The sequence below is a fragment of the Agrobacterium tumefaciens genome, from assembly GCA_025559845.1.
Lineage (GTDB): Bacteria > Pseudomonadota > Alphaproteobacteria > Rhizobiales > Rhizobiaceae > Agrobacterium.
In genome coordinates this window covers 2888855-2900603 of record CP048469.1, presented here as the reverse complement: position 1 = coordinate 2900603, position 11749 = coordinate 2888855, and the positions used below count along the sequence as shown (strand labels likewise).

General features: G+C 57.7%; 8 protein-coding genes. 6 read left to right on the top strand and 2 right to left on the bottom strand.

Annotated features, from left to right (window positions below):
• Window positions 1-48: 48 nt before the first annotated feature.
• Window positions 49-1812: a glucan ABC transporter ATP-binding protein/ permease gene (locus FY156_14485; protein UXS02589.1), complete on the bottom strand. Its 1764-nt coding sequence runs from the start codon at window positions 1810-1812 to the stop codon at window positions 49-51.
• Between the two features lie 327 nt (window positions 1813-2139).
• Here FY156_14485 and FY156_14480 point away from each other — a divergent pair, with 327 nt between their 5' ends.
• The 6 genes from FY156_14480 (at window position 2140) to FY156_14455 (ending at window position 10762) form a co-directional block, all read left to right on the top strand.
• Window positions 2140-2877 (top strand): LuxR family transcriptional regulator, encoded by a 738-nt coding sequence (locus tag FY156_14480; GenBank protein UXS02588.1) that lies wholly within the window; start codon window positions 2140-2142, stop codon window positions 2875-2877.
• Between the two features lie 189 nt (window positions 2878-3066).
• Window positions 3067-6528, top strand: coding sequence for a pyruvate carboxylase (gene pyc / locus FY156_14475; GenBank protein UXS02587.1), 3462 nt, complete (start codon window positions 3067-3069; stop codon window positions 6526-6528).
• A gap of 132 nt (window positions 6529-6660) precedes the next feature.
• On the top strand, window positions 6661-7440 hold the full coding sequence (locus tag FY156_14470; GenBank protein ID UXS02586.1) for a DeoR/GlpR transcriptional regulator: 780 nt from the start codon (window positions 6661-6663) through the stop codon (window positions 7438-7440).
• A gap of 32 nt (window positions 7441-7472) precedes the next feature.
• Window positions 7473-8663 carry an MFS transporter gene (locus tag FY156_14465; protein ID UXS02585.1) on the top strand — a complete coding sequence of 397 codons (1191 nt, stop codon included), beginning with the start codon at window positions 7473-7475 and terminating at the stop codon, window positions 8661-8663.
• Window positions 8664-8782: 119 nt separating this feature from the next.
• Window positions 8783-10033 (top strand): flavodoxin-dependent (E)-4-hydroxy-3-methylbut-2-enyl-diphosphate synthase, encoded by a 1251-nt coding sequence (gene ispG, locus FY156_14460; GenBank protein ID UXS02584.1) that lies wholly within the window; start codon window positions 8783-8785, stop codon window positions 10031-10033.
• A gap of 66 nt (window positions 10034-10099) precedes the next feature.
• Entirely contained in the window at window positions 10100-10762 is a 663-nt protein-coding gene (locus tag FY156_14455) for an OmpA family protein (GenBank protein UXS02583.1), read from the top strand.
• Window positions 10763-10797: 35 nt separating this feature from the next.
• Here FY156_14455 and FY156_14450 read toward each other — a convergent pair whose 3' ends face one another.
• Window positions 10798-11712, bottom strand: coding sequence for a polyprenyl synthetase family protein (locus tag FY156_14450; GenBank protein ID UXS02582.1), 915 nt, complete (start codon window positions 11710-11712; stop codon window positions 10798-10800).
• Between the last annotated feature and the right edge of the window lie 37 nt (window positions 11713-11749).

Below are 11749 nucleotides of genomic sequence, written 5' to 3'. Positions count from 1 at the left end.
GACATTGCCTGTCCGCCCTTTTGACTATTGTTTTGTTCCTGGAGCTGTTTAGGACGCGATCGCCTTCGGCTGCCCGTTGCCGCCTTCATCCGTCAGCAGGCCGCTGGCACGCAGAAGCGAGGTAAAGCGTCCGCCACGTTGGCTCAGTTCATCAAACGTACCCTTCTCGATGATCCTGCCCTGATCGAGGAACAGCACGAGATCGGCGTCGCGGACTGTCGAAAGGCGGTGTGCGATGATGAATGTCGTACGGTTCTTTCTCAGCGCATCGACAGCAGCCTTCACGCGGGCTTCCGTCTCCACATCGAGCGCACTGGTCGCTTCGTCCAGAACAAGGATTGGCGCGTTCTTCAAAATGGCGCGTGCGATGGCAATTCGCTGGCGCTCGCCGCCTGAAAGCCGGTTACCACGTTCACCCACCTGGGTCAGATAGCCATTGATGCGGCTGTCGATGAAATCCGTTGCTGCCGCTGCTGCCGCTGCTTCGATCACCTCTGCATCGGTCGCCGATTCACGGCCAAGTCTGATGTTTTCCTTGATCGAGCGGTTAAGCAGTCCGGCGTCCTGGAACACCGTCGCGATCGAGTTTCTCAGCGACTGTTTGGTGACAGTGGAAATATCCGTGCCGTCAATCAGAATCTGACCAGAATTCGGGTCATAGACGCGCTGTAGAAGGTTGATGAGCGTGGTCTTGCCTGCACCCGTCGGACCGACGATGGCAACCGTCTCGCCAGCTTTCGCCGTGAAGGAGATGTCATGAACGCCCTGCTTGGTGTTGGCAAAACCGAAGTTGATGTTCTTGAATTCCACGGTGCCGGAAACGTTGGTAAGTTCGCCGGCATTGCCCGGCTCCTCGCGCTCCTTGACGGAATCTTCCAGAACGAAAAAGTCCTCCAGCTTGGCACGGGCTTCGAAAATCTGGGTCACGAACTGACGCATCTGGTCGAGACGACCAATCAGCAGGTTTGCAAAGCCGATGAAGGCGATAACGTCACCGACGCGCAATTCACCGTTCTTCACGAGAATGGTGCCGATGACGAGAATGATCATCATCGAGACGGTCGATGCCGTACGGTTGAGGGCACTGGCAAAAGCCCACCAGTCGAGAACTGGATACTGGGCGCTCAGGAGCTTTTCCGTGAATGATTTCAGCGCCTTCGTTTCAGCTTCGATACGATTGTAGCTATGCAGAACCGAAACGTTGCTGATGGAATCGCTCACATGCGCAAAGACGCTGTGATAATGTTCTTCGACGGATGCCTGGCCATCTTTCGTCCGGCCCATCACCCATTTGCCGATGAACCAGTAGACGATGCCAAGGCCGATCAGCACGAAGCTGAGGCGCATATCCATCGACATTGCGGTCGGCACCAGAAGCACCAGGGCAACGAAGGTTGCTAGGTGCGTGCGCATGAATTCCAGCCACAGGCCGAACAGTGTTTCACTGGCGCGCAGCAACGTGTGCAGAGCATTCGATGTGCCGCGCTGGTGATGCCACGACAGCGGCATGGAGATGATCCGGCCGAAGGCTTCCGTCAAAAGCGTGGCGCGACGACCGTGTGCCAGCCTGTCAGCCTCGCGGGCGACAGCGACGTAAGCGACTGTGTTGAACACGCCAAAGCCCGCCCAAAGCGCAAGAATGGCCGTGACGTCGGAGCCTGACGAGATGGCATCGATGATGCGCCCGAACAGCACGGGTTCGGCGATGGTGATGGCCGCCAGGATGATGTTGGCCACGACGACAACCGTCACACGCCATTTGTGGACGGTCAGATAGCGCAGGGCGCGCGTGTAAACCTGAAACAAAGTCAAATTTTCAATCCAATCCGTGCGTCTTTTTCATGCGGTTGATGGGTTAACTTTCAAACCCTTGCGTCTTGATAGACGGCGAAACTGGCGGGATTATCGCTCTTTCTGTCTGAATGGCGGCTTAACAAACGTCTCACCGTTGTTGAAGCAAACGACGCGCACGTAAAACGGTTCGCAGTTGCCCTAACAAGATTTTGCGGTATCGTTTCAGTGATTGATAACGACGTTCGGCGCAATCTCGTCTGACCGGCGCCCGAATAACATGACGTCATCGCGGGACCATGTCCAACAATCATCCGTCAACACTGCCAGCTTCGGGCATGCGTCTTTATGCATAATATCGTTCATTTCATTGCCAAATGTCATCAGATCGCGAACGTGGATGATGTCCAGTCTGAGTTTGCCGCTCTTCTGCAGGAGTATGGTTTTGACTATTTCCTTGTCAGCAGACGCATGGCCGGCGACCTGACCTCAGGTGGATATGTCCTCGCTCAAAACCTCCCCGACGGCTGGATGGACGTTTATCGCGCCAAGAAGTACAGCCTGGTCGATCCGGTGAAGAAACTTATTGGGCTGGTGCACAAGCCATTTCATTGGAAAGATGCGCTTGGTGAACTGCCACGCGCCATGCATCGCAAACGTGCGGTCAGCTTTTTCCACGACGCCAGCCGTTATGGCCTGCAGGGCGGTTACGCGTTTCCGGTGCACGGACGTGCGGGTTTCATCGGCGCGGTTTTCATTGGCGGCGAGGACCGGCAATTGAAGGCGGCGGATATCGAATTGTTCGATTCCGCCATGCGTGCCGTATTCTGGCGTCTGCTTGATCTTTCCGGACAGGCCAACGCCATTCTCAATCTTCCTGAAATGTCTTCCCCCGAACTCACCAAAAGAGAGATGGAGGTGCTGAGACTCATGGCTGAGGGCATGACGTCGACGGAAATCGGACGGCAGCTTTCGATCTCAAGTCATACTGTGGACTGGTACATCAACGGGATTCAGCGCCGCTTTAACGCGAAGAATCGCCAGCATACCGTTGCGCTTGCATTTCGGCGTGGACTGCTCAGTTAACCTTGATCTCTCAAGCCACGCTCTCAGTACCGTGAAGTCGGTCGAAGTTTTTCAATCGATTTAAAAATTCTATGCCCCCAGAGGGCCGGAGCGATCGCTTCCGGTCGGAAATGGTCTTTCCAAGATCGTTTTTTGCTGCTTAATTTCGCGGTGCAGCAGAAAACTTCTTTTGTTTCTGGGGAGACAGTCTTGAAAATTTCGAAACTACTTGTCGCCAACCGCTCTGAAATAGCGATCCGTGTTTTCCGGGCAGCGAATGAGCTTGGAATAAAAACGGTCGCGATTTGGGCCGAGGAGGACAAGCTGTCTCTCCATCGTTTCAAGGCGGATGAGAGTTATCAGGTCGGTAGGGGGCCGCACCTGACGAAAGACATGGGACCAATCGAAAGCTACCTTTCGATCGAGGAGATCATCCGGGTCGCGAAATTGTCCGGTGCGGATGCGATCCATCCCGGTTATGGCCTTCTGTCAGAGAGCCCTGAATTCGTGGAGGCCTGCAACAAGGCAGGAATCATCTTCATTGGACCGACGGCCGACACGATGCGTCAGCTCGGCAACAAGGTTGCTGCGCGCAATCTCGCCATTTCGGTCAACGTCCCGGTTGTACCGGCCACCGATCCATTGCCCGACGATATCGCCGAAGTGGAGCGAATGGCTGAAGAGATCGGCTACCCGGTGATGTTGAAGGCGTCCTGGGGCGGTGGTGGTCGCGGCATGCGCGCCATTCGCAAGAAAGAGGACCTCGCACGTGAAGTGACGGAAGCCAAACGTGAGGCCAAGGCGGCGTTCGGCAAGGACGAAGTTTATCTCGAAAAACTGGTCGAGCGCGCGCGCCACGTCGAAAGCCAGATTCTCGGCGACACACATGGCAATGTCGTTCATCTGTTTGAGCGCGATTGTTCGATCCAGCGACGCAACCAGAAGGTCGTGGAGCGCGCTCCGGCACCTTACCTCAGCGAAACACAGCGACAGGAACTTGCCAATTACTCGTTGAAGATCGCCGCTGCGACAAACTACATCGGCGCCGGCACTGTCGAATATCTGATGGATGCGGATACGAACAAGTTCTACTTCATCGAGGTCAATCCGCGTATCCAGGTCGAGCATACCGTCACCGAGGTCGTGACCGGTATCGATATCGTCAAGGCGCAGATCCATATTCTCGAAGGTGCCGCCATCGGCACGGCAGAATCGGGTGTTCCGAAGCAGGAAAACATTCGCCTCAACGGTCATGCGCTCCAGTGCCGTATTACGACTGAAGACCCTGAACATAACTTTATTCCTGATTATGGCCGTATCACTGCTTATCGTTCGGCTTCCGGCTTCGGTATCCGTCTCGACGGCGGTACCTCGTATACGGGCGCGGTAATTACACGTTACTACGATCCGCTGCTGGTCAAAGTGACCGCCTGGGCGCCGGGACCTGAAGAGGCAATCAGCCGCATGGATCGCGCCCTGCGCGAATTCCGTATCAGAGGTGTTGCGACAAACCTCACCTTCCTGGAAGCCATCATCGGCCACACGAAATTCCGCGACAATACCTATACAACGCGTTTCATCGACTCCACGCCGGAGCTGTTCGCGCAGGTCAAGCGCCAGGACCGTGCAACGAAGCTTCTGACCTATCTGGCCGATGTCACGGTCAACGGTCATCCTGAAACCAAGGGTCGCGCAAAGCCATCGGACAAGGCAGCCAAGCCGATCGTGCCCTATATCGATGCCCCGACGCCGGATGGCACGAAGCAGGTTCTCGACAAGCTTGGCCCCAAGGGCTTTTCGGAGTGGATGCGCAATGAAAAGCGCGTTCTCGTCACTGATACGACCATGCGTGACGGGCACCAGTCGCTGCTAGCGACGCGTGTGCGGACCCACGACATTGCCGGTGTGGCGAGCGCCTACGCCAAGGCGTTGCCGCAGCTCCTCTCGCTTGAGTGCTGGGGTGGTGCGACCTTCGACGTTTCCATGCGCTTCCTGACGGAAGATCCATGGGAGCGTCTGGCCCTCATCCGTGAGGGTGCACCAAACCTTCTGCTGCAGATGCTTCTGCGCGGCGCCAATGGCGTGGGTTACAAGAACTACCCCGACAACGTGGTGAAGTACTTCGTTCGTCAGGCGGCCAAGGGTGGCATCGATCTCTTCCGCGTGTTCGACTGCCTGAACTGGGTCGAGAACATGCGCGTCTCGATGGATGCGATTGCCGAAGAGAACAAGCTCTGCGAAGCGGCGATCTGCTACACGGGCGACCTCCTCAATTCCGCGCGTCCAAAATATGACCTCAAATATTATACGGGGCTTGCGGCCGAACTGGAAAAGGCCGGTGCGCATATCATCGCCGTCAAGGACATGGCGGGTCTTCTGAAGCCTGCGGCTGCCAAGGTTCTGTTCAAGGCCTTGCGTGAGGCGACCAGTCTGCCGATCCACTTCCACACGCACGACACGTCCGGTATTTCTGCCGCGACCGTTCTTGCTGCTGTGGACGCGGGCGTGGACGCCGTCGACGCCGCCATGGACGCGTTCTCCGGCAACACGTCGCAGCCGTGCCTTGGCTCCATCGTCGAGGCACTTGCCGGCACCGAACGCGATACGGGTCTCGATGCGGAATGGATTCGTCGTATTTCCTTCTATTGGGAGGCGGTCCGCAACCAGTACGCGGCGTTTGAAAGCGACCTCAAGGGACCGGCATCCGAAGTCTATCTGCATGAAATGCCGGGTGGTCAGTTCACCAACCTCAAGGAGCAGGCGCGTTCGCTGGGCCTCGAAAGCCGCTGGCACGAGGTGGCGCAGGCCTATGCCGATGCCAACCAGATGTTCGGCGATATCGTCAAGGTCACGCCATCCTCCAAGGTCGTCGGCGACATGGCGCTGATGATGGTCAGCCAGGATCTGACGGTTTCCGATGTCGAAAATCCGGACAAGGAAGTCTCCTTCCCCGAATCCGTGGTGTCCATGCTCAAGGGTGATCTTGGCCAATCGCCGGGCGGCTGGCCGGAAGCGCTGCAGAAGAAGGCGTTGAAGGGCGATGCACCCTACAATGTGCGTCCCGGTTCGCTTCTTGCCGACGCCGATCTGGATGCCGAACGCAAGACGATCGAGACAAAGCTCGAGCGTTCGGTCAACGATTTCGAGTTTGCCTCCTACCTTATGTATCCGAAGGTGTTCACCGATTTTGCCCTGACGGCAGAAACCTACGGCCCGGTCTCTGTGCTGCCGACTCATGCCTACTTCTACGGCATGGAAGACGGCGAAGAGCTGTTTGCCGATATCGAGCGCGGCAAGACGCTGGTGATCGTCAATCAGGCGTCATCCGGCACGGATGACAAGGGCATGGTGACGGTGTTCTTCGAGATCAATGGTCAGCCGCGTCGCATCAAGGTGCCAGACCGGGCGCATGGAGCGACAGGTTCGGCCGTACGCCGTAAGGCTGAGCCGGGCAACACTGCCCAGATCGGCGCACCGATGCCGGGTGTCATCAGCCGCGTTTTCGTCAATCCGGGGCAGGCCGTAAAGCCTGGAGACGTGCTGCTTTCCATCGAAGCCATGAAGATGGAGACGGCGCTGCACGCTGAGCGTGAGGGCACTATTTCTGAAGTCCTCGTCCGCCAGGGTGATCAGATCGACGCAAAGGATCTGCTTGTGACCTACGCAAGCTAATGCCGTCATCGCGACATTGCATCTGACGACGCATTGCGCCCGCCCTTTGGCGGGCGTTTTGCTGTTGCGCTTTTGAGAAAACTCAAATATGCATGTTTGTGCACGTTTTTACATGTTTATCCGTGAAGTGAAATGAACGAACATTTTGTCAGTGAGCGACAGGCGCTCATTCTCTCTCAATTACGGCAAAGCGGTCGTGTGTTGGCGCAGAATCTCGCGGAGAGTTTCGGTGTGTCCGAAGACACGATACGGCGTGATTTACGTGATATGGCGGGCAGAGGTGAATGTCAGCGCGTTTACGGCGGCGCCTTGCTTGCCGAAAGCACGACGGTGCCGTTGAAAACACGCATGGCAGAAGATGCTGATCGCAAAGAGCGTCTTGCTGCCGCGGTCTTGCCGCTTCTTGAGCCAGGCATGGTTGTCTTTATCGATGCCGGTTCGACCAATCTTGCCATTGCACGGGCAATCCCCGCCGATTTGAAGCTGACTGTTGTCACGAACACGCCGGCCATTGCTGCGGAACTGACGGGGCAAGCCGGCATTGAACTGGTATTGATCGGTGGCAAGGTCGATCCGCTGGTTGGCGCCGCTATTGACGCCATGGCGTTGCGGCAGCTCGAATTGATGCGGCCCGATCTCTGCGTCCTCGGTGTTTGCGGCATGACGCTCAGCTCGGGATTATCCGCCGATGTCTTTGAGGATGCCGTGTTCAAGCGGCTCGCATGCAGTGCCAGTGAGCAGGTTGTTGCTGCCATCACGACGGAAAAGCTTGGCCACAAGGCAGCTTTTCATGTGCATGATCTGACGCCTTCTCTTTGTCTCGCGCTGGAGCGCGACATTGAACAGACGACTGCCGATGCGCTTGCGGCGCACGGCGTGAATATCCGTTTTGCCGATACCCACGCGGCTTAACCCGCCCGCGCTCACGTTTGAAGGATTTTTAGATGAACGGTCCTGCGAGTTTCGCACCCACACCGGCGCGCTCTTCGTACTTCACGCGACACCGGCTCGGCGTTTCGCTGTTGTTCCTGATGAACGGCTTCATGATGGGGTCATGGGCACCGAAAATCCCCGAATTTTCAACCCGCCTCTCGCTGAGCGAAAGTGCGCTGGGTCTGGTCATTCTGGTGTTTGGGGTCGGTTCACTGCTGTTCATGCCGATTGCCGGTTCACAGATCGCCCGTTTCGGGTCGCGGACCGTGTCTCTCGTTTCGGCGGTGCTTTTTCTTCCGACGCTGCTGTTCATCACCTGGGCCAACACGATCTGGGCCGGTGTCATTGCCGTTTTCCTGTTCGGCGGTCTGACGGGGGCAATGGACGTTGCCATGAATGCCAACGCTGTTGCCGTGGAACGGGACATGCGCCGGGCCATCATGTCCTCCTGTCACGCATTCTGGAGTCTCGGCGGTCTGATCGGCGCGGGCTTCGGCGGCTTTCTGATCACGGCCATCGGCGTGCACGGCCATGCGGTTGCGCTGACGCTGGTCGCACTGGTCCTCCTCGTCATTGCCTGGCCCCGCACTCTCGCGGATCGTCCACACCCGGAGGAAGAGCGGCCGAAGGGCGGCTTGCCGCTGACACCGCTGCCCTGGATCATCGGTCTCATGGCTTTGTTTTCGATGGTGCCGGAAGGTGCAATCCTTGACTGGGGCGCCCTTTATCTGCGCAACGAGTTGGGTGCGTCCGTTTCGCAGTCCGGTTTTGCCTTCGCTGCGTTTTCATTGACCATGGCTGTCATGCGTTTTGCCGGCGATCTGGTCAGGGACCGCTTCGGTGCCGTCAACACCTTGCGTTTCTGCTCGACGATTTCGATCATCGGTTTGTTGACCGCCGGTCTTGCAGAAAATTCGACCCTGGCAATCATCGGTTTTGCAGTGGCCGGGATCGGCATTTCCAACATGGTGCCGATAGCCTTTTCTGCCGCCGGTAACATGCCTGGCCTGGCGCCTGGGATCGGATTGTCTGTCGTCACGACCATGGGGTATTCGGGAATTCTCGTAGCGCCCTCGGCCATCGGGTTCATTGCCGAGCACACCGGTCTTGCCGTTGTCTTCCTAGGTCTGCCGCTGCTGCATGTTGTCGTCTTGCTGCTTTCGAAGCTTGCACGGCATGCCGACGGCGCAGGACGGGAATAGTCGTCTCGAATTTTGCCACGATTGCGGTAAAGTAGAAGCTCACGTGCGTTGGGTGTTGACAAGGCCTCCCCCTTGTTTCACCTCAATAGCCATATTTTGCCGCAAGCCCAGAGACCAAAATGACGTCACACGCCGATTTCGACCCGAAGCCCCGCCGCGCATCTGTCGCTGTCGATGTGGGTGGTGTTATCGTCGGCGGCGGTGCGCCCGTCGTCGTCCAATCGATGACCAACACCGATACGGCTGACATTGACGCCACCGTGCAGCAGGTGGCGGCGTTGTTCCGGGCCGGTTCGGAAATCGTCCGTATTACCGTCGATCGCGACGAAAGTGCTGCAGCAGTGCCGAAAATCCGCGACCGCCTGTTGCGTCTCGGCATGGACGTACCGCTTGTCGGCGACTTCCATTATATCGGTCACAAACTTCTGGCCGACCATCCTGCCTGTGCGGAGGCGCTGGCGAAGTATCGCATCAATCCCGGCAATGTCGGCTTCAAGGACAAGAAAGACAAGCAGTTCGGCGAGATCGTCGAGATGGCGATCCGCTACGATAAACCCGTACGTATCGGCGTGAACTGGGGTTCGCTTGATCAGGAACTGCTGACTGCCCTGATGGACAAGAACAAGGAAGAGGGGTTTCCGCTCTCCGCTCGCCAGGTGACTCGCGAGGCGATTGTTCAGTCTGCGTTGATTTCCGCCGAGTTGGCTGAAGACATCGGGCTGCCGCGCAATCGTATCATTCTTTCGGCCAAGGTCAGCCAGGTACAGGACCTCATCGCGGTTTATTCGATGTTGTCGGAACGCTCCGATCACGCGTTGCATCTTGGCCTGACCGAAGCAGGGATGGGCTCCAAGGGTATCGTCGCCTCGTCCGCCGCTATGGGTTACGTGCTCCAGCACGGTATCGGCGATACGATCCGCGTGTCGCTGACACCGGAACCCAATGGTGACCGCACCCGCGAAGTTCAGGTTGCTCAGGAACTGTTGCAGGTCATGGGCTTCCGTCAGTTTATTCCTGTTGTTGCGGCATGTCCCGGTTGCGGCCGCACCACGTCCACGGTGTTTCAGGAACTGGCGCAGAATATCCAGAACGATATCCGCAAGAACATGCCGGTCTGGCGTGAAAAATACCCCGGTGTTGAAGCGCTCAACGTTGCGGTCATGGGCTGCATCGTCAACGGCCCGGGTGAGAGCAAACATGCCGACATCGGCATTTCGTTGCCCGGAACCGGTGAAACGCCGTCGGCTCCAGTCTTCATCGATGGACAGAAAGCGCTCACCCTGCGCGGCCCTAACATTGCCGCCGATTTTGAAGCGCTTGTGATCGATTACATCGAAAAGCGTTTTGGCCGGAAAGACGCGGCGGAGTAAAGAGTACCGTGAAACGGCCGGAATCCCTCTGTCATACCTCCTGAACCTCTCGGAGCATCAAAACACATGATAAAAAAAATCGCGATTGTTGCCCTTTGCGGGACCTATCTCTCCGCCTGCACGACCACTGACCCCTATACGGGCGAGCAGAAGATGTCCAACACGGCCGGCGGTGCGGGTATCGGTGCCGTCGTCGGTGCGCTCGGTGGTCTTGCCGTTGGTGGCTCGCCGGTCGGTCGCCGCAATGCCGCACTCATCGGCGCGGGTATTGGCGCGCTGGCTGGCGGTGCGATCGGCAATTACATGGACACGCAGGAATCGGAACTGCGTGCGCAGTTGCAGGGTACCGGCGTGTCTGTCACCCGTCGCGGCGACAACATCGTTCTGAACATGCCGTCGAACATCACCTTCGCAACCGACCAGGACCAGGTCATTCCGCCATTCTACGCGACTCTCGATTCGGTTGGTATCGTGTTGAACAAATTCAACCGCACCCTCATCGACATCAACGGTCACACGGATTCCACCGGCAGCCTGCAGCATAACCAGGCGCTTTCTGAACGCCGTGCGGCGTCTGTCGCGAATTATCTGGGTGCGCGTGGTGTTGACCAGCGCCGTATCTCGACGCTCGGCTTCGGTCCGTCGCAGCCGATTGCATCCAATGCGACACCGGATGGCCGCGCGCAGAACCGCCGCGTTGAAGTTCTGATTTCGCCGCTCAAGGGCTGATAAATCGATGAAAACGCTGGGCCGGAGTTTCCGGCTCAGCTCTTGCGTTCGGCGATGAACCGCGCTGCCGCAACGAGGATATCGGCCTTGGTGCCATACGGCGAGAGGAGCTCTGCCGCCTCGTTTACCTGCTCACTCAGCTTTTGACGTGCCCAGTTTTCGCCGCGCAGGGCAACCAGCGTGCCCTTGCCACGTGCCGCATCTTTACCGGTCGCCTTGCCCATGGTCGCAGCATCGGCCGTCAGATCCAGAAGGTCGTCAGCAAGCTGAAAGGCAAGACCAATCTTCTCACCGAAAAGACGCATTCTTTGCCGCTCAGACGCGCTGCTCCCGGCGATGATGGCGCCAGCCTCACACGCAAAGCGGATAAGTGCACCGGTTTTCATCGCTTGAAGCGTGACGATGCCCGCCTCATCAGGTGCTTTCTTTTCAGCGGCAAGATCCAGCGCCTGCCCGCCTGCCATGCCACCTATTCCGGCAGCGCGCGCCAGTGACAGCACAAGCGCAGCCTTGCGATCTGCCTGCAGCGGATTGTTGTCCGCGGCAATGATGTCAAACGCCAGTGTCAAAAGACTGTCGCCGGCGAGAATGGCGGTGGCTTCATCAAATTTGCGATGAACTGTCGGTTGACCGCGACGCAGATCGTCATCGTCCATGGCCGGCAGATCGTCATGAACCAGAGAATAGCAATGAAGGCATTCGAGTCCTGCGCCGACATGGTGGGCTGCCTCGTCGTTGCCGCCTAGCAGCGCCGCACTTTCTATGACGAGAAAAGGCCGCAACCGTTTGCCGCCATTCAGCACGCCATGGCGCATGGCGTCGAGGAGGTTTTGAGGGCGAGCGATTTCATCCGGGCCCACGTCGCTTGACAGCAGGCGTCCGAGCAGGGCTTCGGTCTTTGCCGCGCTGTCGCGCAGCTTCGTTTCAAAAGTCGTCATTGCAGCGTCCATGTGGCGCTCTTTGGCATGCCGTACGTCGGCAAGCAAA

Excerpts from the sequence above, each read along its gene's own strand:
- FY156_14480 (UXS02588.1), top strand. The coding sequence starts at position 2,140 with ATGCATAATATCGTTCATTTCATTGCCAAATGTCATCAGATCGCGAAC.
- FY156_14470 (UXS02586.1), top strand. The coding sequence starts at position 6,661 with ATGAACGAACATTTTGTCAGTGAGCGACAGGCGCTCATTCTCTCTCAA.
- FY156_14465 (UXS02585.1), top strand. The coding sequence starts at position 7,473 with ATGAACGGTCCTGCGAGTTTCGCACCCACACCGGCGCGCTCTTCGTAC.
- ispG (UXS02584.1), top strand. The coding sequence starts at position 8,783 with ATGACGTCACACGCCGATTTCGACCCGAAGCCCCGCCGCGCATCTGTC.
- FY156_14455 (UXS02583.1), top strand. The coding sequence starts at position 10,100 with ATGATAAAAAAAATCGCGATTGTTGCCCTTTGCGGGACCTATCTCTCC.
- FY156_14450 (UXS02582.1), bottom strand. The coding sequence starts at position 11,712 with ATGGACGCTGCAATGACGACTTTTGAAACGAAGCTGCGCGACAGCGCG.